General features: G+C 73.5%; 16 protein-coding genes. 6 read left to right on the plus strand and 10 right to left on the minus strand.

Annotated features, from left to right (window positions below; translation table 11 throughout):
- The 3 genes from ACF1GV_RS12310 to ACF1GV_RS12320 are packed head-to-tail and all read right to left on the minus strand — an operon-like array spanning window position 1 to window position 3,658.
- Window positions 1-1,734: an L-aspartate oxidase gene (locus tag ACF1GV_RS12310; RefSeq protein WP_391679712.1), complete on the minus strand. Its 1,734-nt coding sequence runs from the start codon at window positions 1,732-1,734 to the stop codon at window positions 1-3.
- The gene (gene panC / locus ACF1GV_RS12315) at window positions 1,731-2,723 is read right to left on the minus strand and encodes a pantoate--beta-alanine ligase (protein WP_391679714.1); all 993 of its coding nucleotides are present in this window, start codon (window positions 2,721-2,723) and stop codon (window positions 1,731-1,733) included. Before panC ends, ACF1GV_RS12310 begins: the two co-directional genes overlap by 4 nt.
- The gene (locus ACF1GV_RS12320; protein ID WP_391679716.1) at window positions 2,720-3,658 is read right to left on the minus strand and encodes a Rossmann-like and DUF2520 domain-containing protein; all 939 of its coding nucleotides are present in this window, start codon (window positions 3,656-3,658) and stop codon (window positions 2,720-2,722) included. The genes panC and ACF1GV_RS12320 overlap by 4 nt, the downstream gene beginning before the upstream one ends.
- A gap of 316 nt (window positions 3,659-3,974) precedes the next feature.
- Between ACF1GV_RS12320 and ACF1GV_RS12325 the strand changes: the two genes are divergently transcribed.
- Entirely contained in the window at window positions 3,975-5,099 is a 1,125-nt protein-coding gene (locus tag ACF1GV_RS12325) for a threonine aldolase family protein (protein WP_391680419.1), read from the plus strand.
- Here the strand turns inward: ACF1GV_RS12325 and ACF1GV_RS12330 are convergent.
- Window positions 5,071-5,262 (minus strand): hypothetical protein, encoded by a 192-nt coding sequence (locus tag ACF1GV_RS12330; RefSeq protein WP_391679717.1) that lies wholly within the window; start codon window positions 5,260-5,262, stop codon window positions 5,071-5,073. The genes ACF1GV_RS12325 and ACF1GV_RS12330 overlap by 29 nt on opposite strands.
- A gap of 194 nt (window positions 5,263-5,456) precedes the next feature.
- Here ACF1GV_RS12330 and ACF1GV_RS12335 point away from each other — a divergent pair, with 194 nt between their 5' ends.
- On the plus strand, window positions 5,457-6,563 hold the full coding sequence (locus ACF1GV_RS12335; RefSeq protein WP_391679719.1) for a DUF5937 family protein: 1,107 nt from the start codon (window positions 5,457-5,459) through the stop codon (window positions 6,561-6,563).
- A gap of 68 nt (window positions 6,564-6,631) precedes the next feature.
- Here the strand turns inward: ACF1GV_RS12335 and ACF1GV_RS12340 are convergent, their stop codons facing one another.
- From ACF1GV_RS12340 to ACF1GV_RS12350, 3 genes are read right to left on the minus strand one after another with little or no spacing between them, the layout of a single operon-like run.
- Entirely contained in the window at window positions 6,632-7,264 is a 633-nt protein-coding gene (locus ACF1GV_RS12340; RefSeq protein WP_391679721.1) for an AAA family ATPase, read from the minus strand.
- Window positions 7,265-7,297: 33 nt separating this feature from the next.
- Entirely contained in the window at window positions 7,298-7,969 is a 672-nt protein-coding gene (locus tag ACF1GV_RS12345) for a response regulator (protein ID WP_391679722.1), read from the minus strand.
- Between the two features lie 33 nt (window positions 7,970-8,002).
- Window positions 8,003-9,205 carry a sensor histidine kinase gene (locus tag ACF1GV_RS12350; RefSeq protein ID WP_391679723.1) on the minus strand — a complete coding sequence of 401 codons (1,203 nt, stop codon included), beginning with the start codon at window positions 9,203-9,205 and terminating at the stop codon, window positions 8,003-8,005.
- Between the two features lie 118 nt (window positions 9,206-9,323).
- Between ACF1GV_RS12350 and ACF1GV_RS12355 the strand changes: the two genes are divergently transcribed.
- On the plus strand, window positions 9,324-10,337 hold the full coding sequence (locus ACF1GV_RS12355; protein ID WP_391679724.1) for an SAM-dependent methyltransferase: 1,014 nt from the start codon (window positions 9,324-9,326) through the stop codon (window positions 10,335-10,337).
- A gap of 49 nt (window positions 10,338-10,386) precedes the next feature.
- On the opposite strand, the gene ACF1GV_RS12360 is transcribed toward ACF1GV_RS12355, so the two are convergent.
- Entirely contained in the window at window positions 10,387-11,538 is a 1,152-nt protein-coding gene (locus ACF1GV_RS12360; RefSeq protein WP_391679725.1) for an NADH-quinone oxidoreductase subunit D, read from the minus strand.
- A 31-nt stretch (window positions 11,539-11,569) separates the two neighbouring features.
- On the opposite strand from ACF1GV_RS12360, the gene ACF1GV_RS12365 reads away from it, so the two are divergent.
- Window positions 11,570-12,097 carry a PH domain-containing protein gene (locus ACF1GV_RS12365; protein ID WP_391679727.1) on the plus strand — a complete coding sequence of 176 codons (528 nt, stop codon included), beginning with the start codon at window positions 11,570-11,572 and terminating at the stop codon, window positions 12,095-12,097.
- Window positions 12,094-13,428, plus strand: coding sequence for a PH domain-containing protein (locus tag ACF1GV_RS12370; protein WP_391679729.1), 1,335 nt, complete (start codon window positions 12,094-12,096; stop codon window positions 13,426-13,428). The genes ACF1GV_RS12365 and ACF1GV_RS12370 overlap by 4 nt, the downstream gene beginning before the upstream one ends.
- 382 nt (window positions 13,429-13,810) lie before the next feature.
- Here ACF1GV_RS12370 and ACF1GV_RS12375 read toward each other — a convergent pair whose 3' ends face one another.
- Both ACF1GV_RS12375 and ACF1GV_RS12380 read right to left on the minus strand, forming a co-directional pair.
- Window positions 13,811-14,824: a hypothetical protein gene (locus tag ACF1GV_RS12375; protein WP_391679730.1), complete on the minus strand. Its 1,014-nt coding sequence runs from the start codon at window positions 14,822-14,824 to the stop codon at window positions 13,811-13,813.
- Window positions 14,825-14,947: 123 nt separating this feature from the next.
- Window positions 14,948-16,075 (minus strand): alpha/beta hydrolase, encoded by a 1,128-nt coding sequence (locus tag ACF1GV_RS12380; RefSeq protein WP_391679732.1) that lies wholly within the window; start codon window positions 16,073-16,075, stop codon window positions 14,948-14,950.
- A 234-nt stretch (window positions 16,076-16,309) separates the two neighbouring features.
- On the opposite strand from ACF1GV_RS12380, the gene ACF1GV_RS12385 reads away from it, so the two are divergent.
- Complete coding sequence (locus ACF1GV_RS12385; protein ID WP_391679733.1) at window positions 16,310-18,121, plus strand: phosphatidylglycerol lysyltransferase domain-containing protein; 1,812 nt, start codon at window positions 16,310-16,312, stop codon at window positions 18,119-18,121.
- Window positions 18,122-18,203 lie beyond the last annotated feature (82 nt).

Genomic DNA, 18,203 nt, shown 5'->3' on the forward strand with positions numbered 1-18,203 from the left:
TCACTGCTCCTGGGGACGCCGGGGCGCGTGGGCCTCGGGGCGGGTCGGGGGGAAGTCGGCGGTGTCGGTGGTGTGCACGGCGAGCGACCTGCCCGGGTTCAGCCGTACGACGATGTGGCGACGCCAGGTGGCGTCGTCGCGCTCGGTGCGGTCCTCCCGCCAGTGGCAGCCGCGGGTCTCCTCGCGCTGCTGGGCGGCCGCGACCAGCACGCGGGCCACGCACAGGAGGTTGGTGGCCTCCCACGTGTCGACGCCGGGCTCGGCGGTCTTGCCGTTCTCCTCCAGCGCGTCACGGGCCTCGGCGTGCAGGCGCTGAAGCTGGTCGGCGGCCCGGCCGAGGGACTCGGCGGAGCGCAGCACGCCCGCGCCCTCGGACATGATCCGCTGGATGGCGAACCGGGTCTCGGGGCTGAGCAGCGGGTGCGCGGGCTTGTCCGGGTACGGCACCGGCTCGGGCACACGCGCGTGCAGGTCGCTCCCGGCGTGGCTGTCGGCGATGTCGGCGGCGATGCGCTCGGCGTAGACCAGGCCCTCCAGCAGGGAGTTGGAGGCGAGCCGGTTCGCGCCGTGCACGCCGGTGCAGGCGACCTCGCCGCACGCGTACAGGCCCGGGACGGTGGTACGCCCGTGCAGGTCGGTGCGTACGCCGCCGGAGGCGTAGTGGGCGGCCGGGGCGATCGGGATGGGCTCGTGGACCGGGTCGATGCCGTGGGCGCGGCAGGCGGCGAGGATGGTCGGGAAGCGCTGTTCCCACATGTCGGCGCCGAAGTGCCGGGCGTCGAGGAACATGTGCTCGGCGTCCTGCTCCAGCATGCGGCGCATGATGCCCTTGGCGACGATGTCGCGCGGTGCCAGCTCGGCCAGTTCGTGCTGGCCGACCATGAAGCGCACGCCGTCGGCGTCGACCAGGTGGGCGCCCTCGCCGCGCACCGCCTCGGAGACCAGCGGCTGTTGGCCCTCCGCCTCGGGGCCGAGGAAGAGCACGGTCGGGTGGAACTGCATGAACTCCAGGTCGGAGACCTCCGCGCCCGCGCGCAGGGCGAGCGCCACACCGTCGCCCGTGGACACGGACGGGTTGGTGGTCGCGGAGAACACCTGGCCCATGCCGCCGGTGGCGAGGACGACCGCGGGCGCGTGCACGGCGCCGACGCCGTCGTGCTGGCCCTCGCCCATCACGTGCAGGGTGACGCCCGCGGTGCGGCCGTCGGCGTCGGTGAGCAGGTCGAGCACGAGCGCGTTCTCGATGGCGCGCACGCCACGCGCGCGTACCGCCTCGACGAGCGCCCGGGACACCTCGGCGCCGGTCGCGTCGCCGCCGGCGTGGGCGATACGGCGCCGGTGGTGGCCGCCCTCGCGGGTGAGCTGGAGGCCGCCCTCGGCGGACTCGTCGAAGTGGGCGCCGGTCGCGATGAGCCGCCGTACGGCGTCGGGGCCCTCGGTGACCAGGACGCGCACGGCCTCCTCGTCGCACAGCCCGGCGCCGGCCACGAGAGTGTCCTCGAGGTGCTGCTCGGGAGTGTCGCCCTCGCCGAGGGCGGCGGCGATGCCGCCCTGCGCCCAGCGGGTGGAGCCGTCGTCGAGGCGGGCCTTGGTCACGACGACCGTGTTCAGGCCGGCGGCCTCGCAGCGCAGGGCCGCGGTCAGGCCGGCGACGCCGGAGCCGACGACCACCACGTCCGCGGCGATGGACCACCCGGGGGCGGGCGCGTGCAGTCGTATGCCTGTGCTGTTCACGAGGCGGCTCCGAAGGTGAGAGGAAGGTTGTCGATCAACCGGGTCGAGCCGACCCGGGCGGCGACGGCGAGGACGGCCTCGCCGGTGAAGTCGTCCCCGATCTCGGTGAAGTCGGACGGGTCGACGAGTGCGAGGTAGTCCAGTTCGAGTGGCGGGTCCAGACGGGCGGCCTCGTCGAGGACGGCCCGCGCGGCGGCGCGTACGGCGGCCGGCCCGCCGGGGGCGACGGTGGCCACGGCGTGCGCGTCGGCGGCGGCGCGGGACTCGCCCAGGGCGCTGAGGGCCTCGGCACGCGCGTGCGTGGCGGGCACCTCACGCGCGCGTGCGCGCAGCGCCTCCTGGGCGGCGTGCCGGTCGCGGCCGGCGAACAGCGCGCGGGAGAGCGCGAGCGCGGTGCGCCGCTCCGGCGGGGACAGATAGCGGTTGCGGCTGGACAGGGCCAGCCCGTCGTCCTCGCGGACGGTGGGCACGCCGACGATCTCCACGCCGAAGTTCAGGTCACGGACCATGCGCCGGATCAGCGCGAGCTGCTGGGCGTCCTTCTGGCCGTACAGGGCGACGTCGGGGCGGGTGAGGTGCAGTAGTTTGGCGACGACGGTGAGCATGCCGTCGAAGTGGCCGGGGCGCGAGGAGCCCTCCAGCCGCTCCCCCATGGGGCCGGCGCTGACGCGGACCTGGGGCTCGCCGCCCGGGTAGACCTCCTCGACGGACGGCGCGAAGACGGCGTCCGCGCCGGCCTGCTCGGCGATCTTGAGGTCGGCGTCCAGGGTGCGCGGGTAGCGGTCGAGGTCCTCGCCCTTGCCGAACTGCAGCGGGTTGACGAAGACGGTGACGACGACCTCACCGTCGGCGCCGGCGATCCCGCGCGCGGTGCGGATGAGTGTGGCGTGGCCCTCGTGCAGGGCGCCCATGGTCATCACGACGGCGCGGCGGCCGGCACGCGTGCGTGCGTGGAGTTCGTCGGCGGTGCGCAGCAGGGTGGTGGTCATCGGGCGTCCCCTTCGGTGCCGTCGATCCCGTCGGTCCCGGTGGCGAGTACCCCGAGGAGGTCCTCCGCGAGTTCCGGCTTGAGCAGTCCGTGGGCGAGCGCCCGGTCGGCGGTGGCGCGGGCCATCGCCAGGTATCCGGCGACGGTCTGCGGCGCGTGCTTGCGCAGCTCTTCGACGTGCGCGGCGACCGTGCCGGCGTCGCCGCGCGCGACGGGGCCGGTCAGGGCGGCGTCACCGGAGCGCAGGGCGTTGTCGAGGGCGGCGCCCAGCAGCGGGCCGAGCATGCGGTCGGGGGCCTCGACGCCGGCCTCGCGCAGCAGCTCCATCGACTGGGCGACCAGGGTGACCAGGTGGTTGGCCCCCAGGGCGAGCGCCGCGTGATACAGCGGGCGCCGCTCCTCGGCGATCCACTCCGGTTCGCCGCCCATCTCGATCACCAGGGCCTCGGCGGCCAGCCGCAGTTCCTCGGGCGCGGTGACACCGAACGAGCAGCCGGCCAACCGCTGCACGTCCACCGGAGCGCCGGTGAACGTCATGGCCGGGTGCAGGGCCAGCGGCAGCGCGCCCGCGCGCAGCGCCGGGTCGAGCACCTTCACGCCGTACCGCCCGGAGGTGTGCACGAGGAGCTGGCCGGGCCGGACGGCGCCGGTCTCGGCGAGGCCCGCGACGAGGCCGGGCAGGGTGTCGTCGGGGACGGTGAGCAGCACCAGGTCGGCGCGCGCCAGGACCTCGGCGGGCGGCACGAGGGGGACGTCGGGGAGGAGCTGCGCGGCGCGCCGCCGGGAGGCGTCGGAGACGGCGGAGACGGCGACCGGACGGTGCCCGGCGAGCTGGAGGGAGGCGGCGAGCGCGGGGCCCACGCGTCCGGCGCCGACGACGCCGACGGTGAGCCGCGCGGGGCGGTCCCTGGGATCTGGCTGTTGGCTTGTACTCACGCGACGGCGGCCTTCCGTTCCAGTCCGCTCGGGGTACCGGACGATTTCTCGTCATGTTAACGCTATCGGGTCGCGAGGCGTCCGTTCGTCCACAGGCTGTGGGTTACGCCACGCCGCGCAGGGGCGGCGCGGAGCCGGGCCCCGGCCGCGCCGGGGAGGGGCCACGGAGGAGAAATGCGGATGCCCGTCGTGTCCGGCGCACGGCATGATCGCGCGCATGAGCGATGCGGCGGAGCAGGACGGACAGCGGGCGGACGAGACGGGTCATCCGGCGCGGCAGTCGGACGGGCCGGCGGCCGGCGGGTGGCGCGAGCAGATGCGCGATCGGCGCCTTGTCGCACACAGGGGCGCACAACGGGTGCTCTCGCGCCCCGGTTATCTGGCAACGCTGCGGGAGCGCCTGGCGTTCCTGGAGCGCGCGGCACGGCTGCACGACCTCGACGACCGCCCCGACCAGTACGGCGACGGCATCGTCGAGACGCTCGAGGCCAGGACCGCGGAGCTGCTCGGCACCGAGGCGGCCGCGTTCTTCCCGACTGGCACCATGACGCAGCAGGTCGCCCTGCGCTGCTGGGCGGCCCGCACCGGCGACACCACCGTCGCCCTGCACGCGCTGGCCCACCCCCAGGTGCACGAGGGCGGGGCGTTCACCGCCGTCAGCGGGTTGCGCACGGTCCCCCTGACGAGCGAGCCACGGATGCCGACGGCCGAAGAGGTGCGCGCCTTCCCGGAGCCGTTCGGGGCGCTGATGCTGGAGCTGCCCCTGCGCGACGCCGGTTTCCTGCTGCCGTCGTGGGAGGAGCTCACCGAGGTCGTGGAGGCGGCACGCGAGCGCGACGCGGTGGTGCACATCGACGGTGCGCGCCTGTGGGAGACCACGCCTCACTTCGGCCGCCCGCTCGATGAGATCGCCGGCCTGGCGGACAGCGTGTACGTGTCGTTCTACAAATCCCTCGACGGCTTCGGCGGCGCGGCCCTCGCCGGCCCCGCGACGCTGGTGGAGGATGCGAAGACGTGGCGGCACCGCTACGGCGGCATGGTCCTGCAGCAGTTCCCGACCGTGCTGTCGGCGCTCGCCGGTCTCGAGTGGGAGCTGCCCCGGCTGCCGGAGTACGTGGCGCACGCGCGCGTGGTGGCCGCCGCACTGCGCGAGGGGTTCGCCGAGGCAGGCCTGCCCTGGGCGCGCGTACACCCCGAGGTGCCGCACACCCACCAGTTCCAGGTCTGGCTGCCTTACGGCCCGCAGCTGCTGTCCGAAGCGGCGGTACGCCAGGGCGAGGAGACGAAGACGCTGCTCTTCCAGAGCCCGTGGGCCCAGGCCGGGCCTGGTCTGTCCCACACCGAGGTCACGGTGCGCGCCGCCGGCCTGGAGTGGAGCGAGGCCGACGTACGCGCCGCGGTGGCCGACTTCGTCACGCGCGTGCGTGGCCTCGCCGGCTAGGGAACCGGCGGACCAGGCGCCCGGCGAGCACCGCGCGGAACCGGCCGTGGCACCACAGCTCGCGCACCAGCTGCCACTCGCCGGTGCCCGGCGCCGGCGGGGCCGCCTCGCCGTGCTGCCGGGCGCGGTGGGCGTCGAGGAGGTACTGCTGGGTGATGCTCATGGCGGATCGCCTCTTCGGGACGTGACATCCAGGGATGTGGCGTGCAGGGACGTGCGGTGCAGGAAGGACCGGAAGGCTCCGCGGCTGCCCCGGTGACCTGGAGCCTGCGCCCGGCCCGCCGCACAAGTCCCGCCGATTGACGGCTGCCGTCAATCGGCGGGGGCGCTGTCGGTGGTGGGGTGCACCATGGGGTCATGAGCGTGCGGATCGACATCACGGGGCTGCGGCCGGAGCAGGTGGCCGTCGTGCCCTCCGCCCTGGCCGAACTCGGCATGGCGCTGCACGCCCTGTGCGAACCAGGACACCACCCGGGCCTGCAGGGCTGGGTGACCGGGGTGACGGCCCGGCTCGATCCGCATCTGGCCGACCGGATGTGCGAGGCGGACTTCCTGTGGCGGACGACGTTCTCCGACCTGTTCATGCCCTTCGCCGGCATCCCCGGCCGCAGCACCCTGCCCGGGGCCACGCTCGCCGAGGACCTCGACCTGGTCGACAAGCTGACGGACGCGCAGTTCGTCGACGCGGCCCTTGAGTTCACCTGCACGCCCGCGTCCGCCGCGCCCCAGGAAGGAATCCTCGACGATCCGGCGGTGCGCTGCCGGGCGCTGGAGGTGGCCGCCTCCCGGGGGCCGCGGCAGGTGCGCTTCACCCGGCGGCTGCTGGACGACCCGCCCAGCGTCCGGGCCTGGCTGCGTCGCTTTCTGGAGGACTGCGAGGAGGCCTTCTTCGCCGACGTCTGGGCCCGGCTGCGCCACCAACTGGCCGCCGACGCCCGGCACAAGACGGACCTGCTGCGGCGCAAGGGCCTGGCGGAGGCCCTCACCGCGGTCTCCCCCGCGACGAGCCTCGACGAGGAGAGCGGGCACATCGTGGTGGACAAGCTGGCCCAGGCGCTCACGATCACCGCGGGCGGCGGTCTCCTGCTCGTCCCGACCAGCCTCGGCTGGCCGCATCTGAACGTGCTGCACCGAGCGGGCTGGCAGCCCCTGCTGCACTACCCCGTCGGCTCCCCAGATCTGACCGCGCCCACGTCGGTCGAGGAACTCACCCTGCGGATGACCGCCCTGTCCCACCCGGTGCGCATGCGCATCTGCCGCCATCTGGCCCGCAGCGCGTACACCACGGGCGAGCTGGCCCGCGTCCACGACATGACGCCGCCCGAGATATCCCGGCACCTCGGCGTGCTGAAGAAGGCGGGCCTGATCACCACGCGCCGCCGCGGACGGTATGTACTGCACCAGCTGGACGTGACGGTGGTGGCCCGGCTGGGCAGCGACTTCCTGGAGGGGATCCTCCGGTAGCCCGCCCGGGTGGCCCGGGGTCAGCCGAGCGCCGGCCGCCGACGACGGGCCGCCCCCGTCGGGCCGTATCAGTCGAAGCGGATGTGGCGCAGGCCCACCGCCGTCTGGCGCAGCCGCGTCCGCAGCCGGCCCTCGGTGTTCGGGGTCAGCCGCAGACCGGCCAGGACCGCGATGCGGTCGGCTGTCTTCGGCACCGTGGTGTGGTCGGTCCACAGGTGCTCCGCGAACTCCGGTTCCTGCAGCCGCTCCAGGCAGTGATCGAGCTGCTGCACGGCCCAGCTCTCGCGGCGCAGTCCGGCCTTCTTGCCGCCGACGAACGCCGCGAGGTGACCGAAGCCGCGCTCACGCAGCCGCTTCAGTACGGTCTCCCGCTCGGCGAGCAGCGCGAAGTGCCGCACGTCATGGCCCAGTGCGCGCAGCCGGCCGACCGTTTCCGCGAAGTACCCGGAGTCCGTGACCGTCATGGGGACGATCACCACGCCGTCGTGCCGGGTGAGCGCGAGGTCGAGTACCTCGACGACGCCCTGCCGCCAGGAGACCAAGTCCTGGAAGTCACCGCGCAGTTCGGGCGGCAGCATGCGGCGCAGACCGAAGCCGGCGTGCTCGGGGTCGCAGATGACACTGCCGGGCAGCCGCCGCCGTATCTCATGAGCCGTCTGTGTCTTGCCGCCGCCGAAGGGGCCGTTGATCCACAGGAGCATGGCCCGACACCCTACCGGCGCCGCACCGGCCGGTCAGCCGTGTCCGCCGGCCCGCACCAGACCCGTCTCGTACGCCAGGACCACCACCTGCACGCGGTCGCGCAGCCCCAGTTTGGTCAGGATGCGGCCCACGTGCGTCTTCACGGTCGCCTCGGACAGCACCAGGTGGGCGGCGATCTCCCCGTTGGACAGGCCCTGGGCGACCAGCACCATCACCTCGCGCTCCCGCTCGGTGAGCCGCTCCACCTCCTTGACCTGCGGCTCCCCGCCGGCGGACGGCAGCATCGGCGCGAACCGGTCCAGCAGCCGGCGCGTGGTGGACGGCGCGACGACCGCGTCACCGCTGTGCACGGCCCGGATCGCGGCAAGCAGGTCGCCGGGCGGCACGTCCTTGAGCATGAAACCGGAGGCGCCCGCCTTCAGCCCGGAGAAGGCGTACTCGTCCAGGTCGAAGGTGGTCAGGATGAGCACCTTGGGCGGGTCGGGCTCGGAGCAGACACGGCGGGTGGTCTCCACGCCGTCCAGCTTCGGCATGCGCACATCCATCAGGACGACGTCGACAGCCGTCGAACGCAGCACCTGAAGGGCCTCGACACCGTCACCCGCCTCCGCGACGACCTCCATGTCCGGCTGCGCGGCAAGCACCATCCGGAACCCGGTGCGCAGCAGCACCTGGTCGTCGACGAGCATCACGCGGATCGTCATCGGGCCTCTTCCGTTCTTGGGTCACAGGGTCGGTCAGTGCGCCGGCTTGAGCGGCAGGAGGGCGCTGATGCGGAATCCTCCGCCCGGGCGCGGCCCGGCGTCCAGGGTGCCGCCGACCATGCCGACCCGCTCGCGCATGCCGATCAGTCCGTGGCCCCGGCCGTCGATGCCGCCCTCCTCGTACAGCTCGTGCGGGGCGCCCTTGCCGTCGTCCTCGATCAGCAGGCCGAGCCCGTCGTCGAAGTACACCAGGCGCACGCTGGCGCCCGCGTTGGGCCCGCCGTGCTTGCGCGTGTTGGTGAGCGCTTCCTGCACGATCCGGTACGCCGTCAGCTCGACGCCGCTGGGCAGCGGGCGCGGCGTGCCCTCGACCCGGAAGTCGACGGGCAGGCCGGAGCCCCGGCACTGCTCGACCAGGTCCTCGATCTGCTCCACATCGGGCTGCGGGACGTACTCGCCGCCCTCCTGGTGCTCGCCGGTGCGCAGCACGCCGAGCAGGCGGCGCATCTCGGCGAGGGCCTGCCGGCCGGTGGAGGAGATCGTCTCCAGGGCCTTCTTCGCCTGGTCGGGAGCAGCGTCCAGCACGTACGCGGCGCCGTCGGCCTGCACCACCATCACGGACACGTTGTGCGCGACCACGTCGTGCAACTCGCGCGCGATCCGGGCGCGCTCGGCGGCCACCGCGACCTTCGCCTGCGCCTCGCGCTCCTTCTCCAGGCGGGCGGCGCGCTCCTCCAGCTGGGCGTAGTAGGCGCGGCGGGTGCGTATCGAGTCGCCCAGCACCCAGGCCAGGGCGAACGGAACGGTCTGGAACACCACCACGGCGACGTTGCCCGCCACGCCGGTGTCCTCGTTGGGCCAGCGCATCTGCGCCACGGTGGCCGCGCTCAGGCCCACGCCCAGCGCCAGCCGGGACGCCCAGCGGGCCCCGGTCGCGGCGACCGTGTAAACGATCACCAGCATCGCGAAGTCCGCGGCCATCGACTCGACGTCCAGCGCCAGCTGCGCCAGGCCTAGCGCGACGGCCAGCAGCAGCATCTGCTCCGGCATGCGCCGCCGCAGCGCGACCACCAGACTCAGCAGCAGCGCCACCGGGACGATCAGCGCCAGGGCATCGGTGCCCCGGTTCGTCCGACCGGCCCCCGCGGACATCAGCGAGAGCCCGAACAGGACGACGGCCCAGAAGGCGTCGACGCCGATCGGGTGTCTGCGGAGGAAGTCGTAGAGGCGCTGCACGTAACCCAGCGTAGGCAAGTGAGATAGGTGCAGGGGTCAACCGGAGGGCCGATCCCCGCCCGGCGAGCGTACTCCCCAAGGTGGAGGCCGCGATCACCTGTGCGCCTAGTCTGTGCGCGTGGGCGAGGAGACTGCGGACCGCGCGGGCGGCGCGGACGGCTGGCGGGGCTGGCGGGCCGCGGCCGAGAACGCGCTGTACGGCGCGCACGGTTTCTACCGGCGGCCGGAGGGGCCGGCCGGGCACTTCCGTACGTCCGTGCACGCCTCCCCGCTGTTCGCACGGGCCGTGGCGGCGCTGCTGGGCCGGGTGGACGAGGCCCTGGGCAGGCCCGCCGTGCTGGACTTCGTGGACATGGCCGCCGGGCGCGGGGAGCTGGCCGCCGGGGTGCTGGCCGCGCTGCCCGCCGAGGTGGCCGCCCGCACGCGCGTGCGGGCCGTCGAGCTCGCCGCCCGCCCCGCCGGGCTCGATCACCGGATCGAGTGGCTTCCCGAGCCGCCGCGAGGGATGACCGGGCTGCTCTTCGCCAACGAGTGGCTGGACAACGTACCCGTCGAGGTCGCCGAGGTGGACGCGGCGGGCACCGCCCGGCTGGTGCTCGTCCGGCGTGACGGCACCGAGCGGCTCGGCGGGCCCGTGTCGGGCGCGGACGCCGCCTGGCTGGCGCGCTGGTGGCCGCTGACCGGGGAGCCGGGGCTGCGCGCGGAGATCGGACGGCCTCGGGACGAGGCGTGGGCGGCCGCGGTGGGCGGCGTCGCGCGGGGGCTCGCGGTGGCCGTGGACTACGCGCACACGGTGGCGACGCGCCCGCCGTTCGGCACGCTGACGGGCTTCAGCAAAGGGCGCGAGACGGCGCCCCTACCGGACGGGTCGTGCGACATCACGGCGCATGTGGCCATGGACGCGTGCGCCCTGCCGGGCGGGCGGACACTCCCCCAGCGCGACGCGCTGCGCGCCCTGGGCATCACCGGCGCACGCCCCCCGCTCACGCTCGCCTCCACGGACCCCGCCGCCTATGTGCGCGCCCTCGCGAGCGCCGGCGAGGCCGCCGAGCTGACCGCGCCGGGCGGCCTCGGCGACTTCGGCTGGCTGCTCCAGCCGATAAACGTACCCGACCCGCTCGCAGCCGGGTGACCTGCCGGCCGTGTCCGCGGGGACGGCCGGCCGACGACCTCCGCGTGCCCTACTTGTCGATGTCCCCGACCACGAAGAACATCGACCCCAGGATCGCCACCATGTCCGCGACCAGCGTCCCCGGCAGCAGCTCGGTCAGCGCCTGGATGTTGTTGTACGACGCCGAGCGCAGCTTCAGCCGGTACGGGGTCTTCTCACCCTTGCTGACCAGGTAGTACCCGTTGATCCCGAGCGGGTTCTCGGTCCACGCGTACGTGTGCCCCTCGGGCGCCTTCAGGACCTTCGGCAGCCGCTGGTTGATCGGTCCCGGCGGCAGCTCGGCCAGCCGGTCGAGGCAGGCGTCGGCCAGGTCGAGCGCGTTGTGCGTCTGCTCCAGCAGGCACTCGAAGCGGGCCAGGCAGTCGCCCTCGGTCCGGGTGACCACCTTCAGCGTGTCCTGCAGCTCCGGATAGGCGAGATAAGGCTCGTCGCGGCGCAGGTCGAAGTCGACACCGGAGGCACGCGCGATGGGGCCGCTCACGCCGTAGGCGTGCACCGTCTCGGGCGCGAGCGTGCCCACGTCCCGGGTGCGCCCGCGGAAGATCTCGTTGCCGAGGACCAGGTCGTCGAAGACGTCCATACGGGAACGCACGGCGGCCACGGCGGCACGCGCGCGTGCGCTCCAGCCGGCCGGCAGGTCCTCCTTGAGGCCGCCGACGCGGTTGAACATGTAGTGCATACGCCCGCCGGAGACCTCCTCCATGACGTTCTGCAGCACCTCGCGCTCGCGGAACGCGTAGAAGACCGGCGTGATGCCGCCCAGCTCCAGCGGGTAGGAGCCGAGGAACATCAGGTGGTTGAGCACCCTGTTCAGCTCCGCCAGCAGCGTGCGCGTCCACACCGCACGCTCGGGCACCTCCATGCCGAGCATCCGCTCGACGGCGAGGACCACGCCCAGCTCGTTGGAGAACGCCGACAGCCAGTCGTGGCGGTTGGCGAGCACGATGATCTGGCGGTAGTCGCGCGCTTCGAAGAGCTTCTCCGCGCCGCGGTGCATATAGCCGATCACCGGCTCCGCGCGCATGATGCGCTCGCCGTCCAGCACGAGCTTGAGCCGCAGCACGCCGTGCGTCGACGGATGCTGAGGGCCGATGTTGAGCACCATGTCGGTGCTTTCCGCGGCGCCGCCGATCCCGACCATGGTCTCCGTCGTAGGAGTCATGGACACAGTCTCTCCTACGTACGCTGGCCGCATGGAGACGGGGAGCCCGCACGACCGGCGGGATGCGGCGGACACAGGGACGACGGAACGGGTGGCGGAGCCGGTGTGGACCGGGCTGCCGCCGGGACTGCTGCGGATGCGGCGGCTGCTGCTGGTGGTGTGGCTGGGGCTCATCGCCCTGGCCGCCGGGCTGCTGCCCGGGCTGCTCGTCGGACCGGCCTGGGCGGCGTTCGCGCTGCTGCCCCTGGCGCTCGCCGCATGGGGCTGGGTACTGCTCGGCCGCAACTGGCGGTCCTGGCGGTACGCCGAGCGCGCCGACGACCTGCTGATCAGCCGGGGTGTGCTGTGGCGTGAGGAGACCGTCGTGCCGTACGGGCGGATGCAGCTGGTGGAGGTCACCTCCGGTCCCGTCGAGCGGTATTTCGGGCTGGCCAGCGTGCAGTTGCACACGGCGGCCGCCGCGACCGACGCGACCATCCCCGGACTGGACCCGGCCGAGGCGGAACGACTGCGCGACCGGCTCACCGAGCTGGGCGAGGCCCGATCGGCGGGGCTGTGACGGCGCCGGACGCCGCCCAGGGCGTACCCGAGGAGCGGGCCCCGGGCGAGCGGCGGCTGCACCCGGTGACGCCGCTGCGGCGGGCGTGGGCGCCGATCGCGGTGATCGTCGGCTGGGCGGTGCACGACCCGGACCAGGCGCAGCGGCAGCTGACCCGGCTGACGACCACGACGCTGCTGCTCGCGTTCGCCGTGATCGTCCCGACGGCCGCGTTGTACGGCTTTCTGACGTGGTGGTTCACGCACTTCTCGGTGACCGGCACGGAGTTGCGCATCCGCACCGGGCTGCTGTTCCGGCGTACCGCGCACATCCGGCTGGAGCGGATCCAGGCGGTCGACGTCACACAGCCGCTGCTCGCGCGGATCGCGGGCGTGGCGAAGCTGCGGCTCGACGTGGTCGGCGCGGAGAAGAAGGACGAGCTGGCGTTCCTCGGCGAGCGCGAGGCACGTACGCTGCGCGCGGAGCTGCTGGCGCGTGCCGCCGGGTTCGCGCCCGAGACGGCGCACGAGGTCGGGGAGGCGCCGGCGCGCGAGGTGCTGCGCGTACCGCCGCGGGCGCTCGCGCTCTCCCTGGTGCTGACGGGCGCCACCTGGGGTTCGCTGATCGCCGCGCTCGTCGTCCCGCCGGTGCTGTGGCTGGCCACCCACAGCCTGTGGACGGTCCTCGCGGCCGCGGCACCGCTGCTCGGCACGGCGGGGGCGAGCAGCGTGGGACGGTTCGTCGCGGAGTACGACTGGACGGTCGGCGAGTCGCCGGACGGGCTGCGCATCGACCGGGGGCTGCTGGACCGCAGCCACGAGACGGTGCCGCCGGGGCGGGTGCAGACGGTGCGGATCGTGCAGCCGCTGCTGTGGCGTCGGCGGGGGTGGGTCCGGGTGGAGCTGGACGTGGCCGGGTCGTCGAACTCCGTGCTCGTGCCGGTCGCTCCGCGGGAGGTCGCCGAGGCGGTCGTCGCGCGCGTGCTGCCGGGGGTGGTCGTGCCGGCGATGTCGTCCTTGTCGCGGCCGGGGCGGCGGGCCGGGTGGTGCGTGCCGGTGTGGTGGCGGGGGTACGGGCTGGCCGTCGACGGCGACGTGTTCGCCGCGCGGCGCGGGTTGCTGCGGCGGCACCTCGCGCTCGTGCCGCACGCCAAGGTGCAGAGCGTGCGGGTCACTCAGGGGCCGTGGGAGCGGTTGTGGGGGCTGGCCGATGTGCATGTGGACTCGGGGGCCGACAAGACGGTCACGGCGCGGTTGAGGGGGGCCGGGGAGGCGGCGGAGTTGCTGCGGGGGCAGGCGGAGCGGTCTCGGACGGGGCGGAGGGCTGCGCGGGCTGATCGGTGGATGGCGTGAGGCTTTGACGGTTCTTCGTCTGCGGGTTTCGTCGTGGCTGGTCGCGCCCACGCGGCGGAGCCGCATGGCGAATACAGCCCCGCGCCCCTTCTTGTACCTGCGGCGGCCCGTTGCGGTGCGTGGGTGGCTGGTGTCGCCCGCTGTGCCGGCGGGTGAGTCGGCGACTGCACCAACGCCGTGGCGCGCGCCTTCAGCCGGCTGAGCTGCGGGCAGTCGTGCCCCTGGGGCGGCACGGGTGGGCTGAGTGTCCCCCCTGCTCGAAGAGCTTGGGGGAGGCACCCCGCCGGCGCCGGCGAGCGCACCCACCCGCGGCCCTGCACCGGCGCCGGGCAACACCAAACGCCGGGCGCGCAGCCCACCTCGGCCGGGTCGGCCGACGGAGTCAGGACGCTGCGCTGCGCAGGCTCTGGACGTCTATCTGTTCTGTTTCGTCGTGGGCCGTCAGGTCGATGACCTGGCCCGCGCGGGGTGCCGCGTCGTCGGCCGGCTTGAAGTCGGCCTCCGTCTCCGCCTTGTGCAGCGCGAGGGCCTCCTGGCCGACGACGTCGGCGAGGTCCTCGTTCTGGACGGCCTCCAGGGCCGCCGGCGTCGGGGTCGCCTTCGTGCCGAAGAAGTCGAACTCGCCGTTGGCCACGGGACGCCGTACCGGCGGGGCGGGCGGTACGACGGCCACGGCGGTCGGCACGGCGAAGTGGCCGCCGGGCTGGGTCTCCGGCGTCTCGCCGGTGGCGGCCGCGTGCTCCTGCGCGTCGGCCGCCCGGGGCTTCCCCTCCGCCTCGTCCTCCCGCTCGGCGCCGGTGGCGAGGCGCATCAGTGCCGCGTTCGCCGCCTGGTACAGCCGCGCGCCCTCGCGGGAGAAGACCGCCGGGGCCGGGCCGGCCGGCTGGTCCCCGGCCGTCGTCGCGTCCTTCTTCGGGGGCGCCGGCGGCAGTGCGCGTACCGGGGCCTCGAGTTCGAGCAGGCGGCGGCCCTCCAGGGCGCTGGCCCGCTCCGTCTCCGCCGTGGCGTAGCGGCGCAGCAGGGCCGCGTGCTCGTTGCGCAGGCCCGCCAGTTCCGTGCGCTTGGCCCGCAGCCGCTGCTCGAGCTTGGCGCGCAGTTCGCGCGACTCCTCCAGGTCGGTCTCCAGTTCGGCGACCCGCTCCTCGTACCGCCACTCGTCGCTGGCACGCGCGCGCGTGAGGTCGGCCACCTGCTTGCCCGCCTGGATGTCCCAGCGCCGCATGACGAACGCGCCGAGGACGGCCGTCACCGCGCCCGCCCCGGCCAGGACCCGCAGCACCAGGGCGTCCGTGGACACCCAGGGGCCTAGGGCACAGACGACCGAGACGCCTGCGATCGCCGACGGCGGCAGCACCCTGTGCAAGGGCGGGGAATGGCGGTGACGTCCACGTGGCATGGCCAGAAACTTACCGCGCGTAGGCGGTTCGTGAAGCCCCGGGCCGTAAAAACAAAGCCATCGGCAAGGGTTCACGGGGCATCAGCGAAAGCCAGGGGGCGCAGGGGCTGCGGTCAGCCCGTGTCAGCCCGCCGTCAGCCGCCCGCTGAGCCACGCCAGCGACTCGGGGATCTCACGCCGCCACGTGTTGAAGTTGTGCCCGCCGCTGTCGAGGATGATGGACGAGATGCGGGTCGTGCCGGTCGCCTTCACCGCGCCGATGAACTTCGTCGTGCTCTTGTAGTTGTTCTCCCCCACCTTGCTGCTGGTGACGAGCAGTGAGGTGTCGGGTGCCGGCATGTGCTTGAGGCACCACATCAGGTCGGCGCGGTTGCGCAGCTGCTTGTCGCCGTGGAAGAGGTCGCCCGTCGTGGGGTCGACCGGCGCCTTGTAGTAGGGGGACAGGCCCACGGCCGCGGCGTACACGCTCGGGTGGTGCATGGCGAACTTCAGCGCGCAGTAGCCGCCGGTGGAGTCGCCCACGACGCCCCAGGAGCCGGGACCGCGCCCCACCCGGTAGTGGGCCGACACCGCCTGCGGCAGGTCCTTGGCGAAGAACGTCTCCGTCTGCGGGCCGCCCGGCACGTCCACGCACTCGGTGTCGCGCGGGGGCGCGACCGTCGGGCGCATCATCACCAGGATCATCGGCTGCATCCGGCCCTGCTTGGCAAGATCGCGCGCGGTGCGCGGATAGTGCAGCTTGTCCACCAGCGCCTCGGCCGTGCCCGGGTACCCGGTCAGCACGACGGCCGCGGGGAACGTGCGCGTGCGGTACTGCGCCTGGAAGTACTCAGGCGGCAGATAGACGTACGCGGGCGTGGCTATGTGAGTCGCTGGTCCGGTGATGGCGACCTTCTGGATCTGCCCGCCGATCTCCGGCCGGCCCCCGCCCGACTTGCTCACCTTGCGGGTGTCGAGCACCTGGAGCGGGCCGCCGTCGGGGCCGTTCGCGTTGTGGTCGACGACCACGCCCTGGCCGTTCTCCTGCCCGAAGAGGTCGGCCCAGCTGGCGTAGAAGCCGAAGGAACGGTTCGCCGCGAGCCCCACGCCCGCGAACAGCGTCACCTGTGTCACGAACAGCAGCCCGATCCGTCCGGCGACCGCACGCCAGTTGCGGCGCGACAGACGCGGCCACAGCCACACCGTGCCGACGAACAGGACCGCGGCGACCACGATCGCCAGCAACAGCACTTTCTTGCTCGTGAGACCCATGGGGTGTTCCTGCCTGCGCTTTCCATCCGGGCACCGGGCGCATCCCCGCTTTCTCCGCGAGGGCTTGCCCCGAACTTTCCTCGGCCTTTGAACCGGCTTTGACGGGGCGAGTGAACCTCTCCCCCCGAGACACCGTCCTAGAGGACGCAATGTCGCCGGATGCCCGATACGGCACCGGGTTCAAGGTCTCTCGCAGAACTACGGGATGCGATGTCTGTCAGGGAAGATGGGGAAATGTCGGACGGGGTTCCGAGCCGATCAAGCCGGGTACGGCGCGTCGTGCGCGGCCCGCGCCCCGAGGCCAGTCCGGTCCTCGTCGGCAGAGCGTGCGCACTCGTGGGTGTCCTGGACATCGCCGCAGGGGTCTTCCCGCGGTTCAGGCACAGCCGTATGCACGCCCTCGCCGAGGTGCTGCCCGGATCGTTCGGGCCGTTCGCGGCGGCGCTCTCACTGAGCGCCGGCGTTCTGCTGCTGCTGCTCGCCCACGGCCTCAAGCGCGGCAAGCGCCGCGCCTGGCGCGCCGCCGTCGTCCTGCTGCCGGCCGGCGCGGTGGCCCAGTTCGTGTATCGGCACTCGGTCATCGGGGTGCTGATCTCCGTCGCGCTGCTCGCGCCGCTGATCATCCACCGCGAGCAGTTCACGGCTCTGCCCGACCCGCGCAGCCGCTGGCGGGCCCTGGCCAACTTCGTCCTCATGAGCGCCGGTTCCCTCGTGCTGGGCCTGATCATCGTCAGCGTCCATCCGAACCGGATGGTCGGCGACCCGAGCCTGGCCGATCGGATCACGCACGTGATCTACGGCCTGTTCGGCTTCGAGGGCCCGGTCGACTACCAGGGCAACACCTCCTGGACCGTCGCCTTCTCCCTCGGCGCGCTCGGCTGGCTGACCGCCGTCACCACCATCTACCTCGCCTTCCGCCCCGAGCACCCGGCCGCCCGCCTCACCGAGCACGACGAGGAGCGGCTGCGCGACCTGCTCGCCAAGCACGGCGGACGCGACTCCCTCGGCCACTTCGCGCTGCGCCGCGACAAGGCCGTCGTCTTCTCCCCCAGCGGCAAGGCCGCCGTCACCTACCGCGTCGTCTCCGGCGTGATGCTCGCCAGCGGCGACCCCATCGGCGACGTCGAGGCCTGGCCGGGCGCCATCGAGCGGTTCATGGACGAGGCCAAGGCCCACTCCTGGACGCCCGCAGTGGTCGGCTGCTCCGAGACCGGCGGCGAGGTGTGGACCCGCGAGACCGGCCTCGACGCCCTCGAACTGGGCGACGAGGCGGTGGTGGACGTGAAGGATTTCTCCCTCTCCGGGCGTGCGATGCGCAACGTGCGCCAGATGGTCAAGCGCATCGAGCGGGCCGGTTACGAGACGCGGGTGCGGCGTATCGGTGACCTCGGCGAGGCCGAACTCGAGCGCATCCGGCGCGCCGCCGACGACTGGCGCGGCACCGACACCGAGCGCGGCTTCTCCATGGCGCTGGGCCGCCTCGGCGACCCCGCCGACGCCGACTGCCTCCTCGCCACCGCCCACAAGGCCGACGACGAGCCCGGCGCGTACGGCGACCTCAAGGCGATCCTGCACTTCGTGCCCTGGGGCACCGACGGCGTCTCGCTGGACCTCATGCGGCGTGACCGCAGCGCCGACCCCGGCATGAACGAGCTGCTGATCGTGGCCGCCCTCCAGGCAGCCCCGAAGCTCGGCATCGAGCGCGTCTCGCTGAACTTCGCCGTCTTCCGCTCGGCGCTGGCGCGTGGCGAGAAGCTCGGCGCCGGCCCGGTGCTGCGCGTCTGGCGCGGACTGCTGATCTTCCTCTCGCGCTGGTTCCAGATCGAGTCGCTGTACAAGTTCAACGCCAAGTTCCAGCCGCGCTGGGAGCCGCGCTTCATCGTCTACCGCGCCTCCGCCGACCTGCCCCGCATCGGCTTCGCCTACATGCAGGCCGAGGGCTTCGTGAACCTCGCCCCGCCGTTGCCGCGCTTCCTGCGCCGCCGCGCCGCCAGCCGGCGCCCGTGCGCCCACGGCGTGGCCGAACGCGACGTGCGCGCGGCCTGACCCACCCCTGCGACGGACACGACCGGCCCGGGCGCGGGTCCCCGAAGCACCGGGGCCCGCGCCCGGGCCGAACGGCGTTACG

The sequence above is a fragment of the Streptomyces sp. NPDC014006 genome (genome assembly GCF_043088925.1).
In the GTDB taxonomy this organism is placed as follows: domain Bacteria; phylum Actinomycetota; class Actinomycetes; order Streptomycetales; family Streptomycetaceae; genus Streptomyces.

What these genes read in the sequence shown, in the direction of transcription:
- panC (WP_391679714.1), bottom strand. Translation starts at nt 2,723, where the DNA reads ATGACCACCACCCTGCTGCGCACCGCCGACGAACTCCACGCACGCACG.
- ACF1GV_RS12325 (WP_391680419.1), top strand. Translation starts at nt 3,975, where the DNA reads ATGCGCGATCGGCGCCTTGTCGCACACAGGGGCGCACAACGGGTGCTC.
- ACF1GV_RS12330 (WP_391679717.1), bottom strand. Translation starts at nt 5,262, where the DNA reads ATGAGCATCACCCAGCAGTACCTCCTCGACGCCCACCGCGCCCGGCAG.
- ACF1GV_RS12335 (WP_391679719.1), top strand. Translation starts at nt 5,457, where the DNA reads ATGAGCGTGCGGATCGACATCACGGGGCTGCGGCCGGAGCAGGTGGCC.
- ACF1GV_RS12340 (WP_391679721.1), bottom strand. Translation starts at nt 7,264, where the DNA reads ATGCTCCTGTGGATCAACGGCCCCTTCGGCGGCGGCAAGACACAGACG.
- ACF1GV_RS12345 (WP_391679722.1), bottom strand. Translation starts at nt 7,969, where the DNA reads ATGACGATCCGCGTGATGCTCGTCGACGACCAGGTGCTGCTGCGCACC.
- ACF1GV_RS12360 (WP_391679725.1), bottom strand. Translation starts at nt 11,538, where the DNA reads ATGACTCCTACGACGGAGACCATGGTCGGGATCGGCGGCGCCGCGGAA.
- ACF1GV_RS12365 (WP_391679727.1), top strand. Translation starts at nt 11,570, where the DNA reads ATGGAGACGGGGAGCCCGCACGACCGGCGGGATGCGGCGGACACAGGG.
- ACF1GV_RS12375 (WP_391679730.1), bottom strand. Translation starts at nt 14,824, where the DNA reads ATGCCACGTGGACGTCACCGCCATTCCCCGCCCTTGCACAGGGTGCTG.
- ACF1GV_RS12380 (WP_391679732.1), bottom strand. Translation starts at nt 16,075, where the DNA reads ATGGGTCTCACGAGCAAGAAAGTGCTGTTGCTGGCGATCGTGGTCGCC.
- ACF1GV_RS12385 (WP_391679733.1), top strand. Translation starts at nt 16,310, where the DNA reads ATGTCGGACGGGGTTCCGAGCCGATCAAGCCGGGTACGGCGCGTCGTG.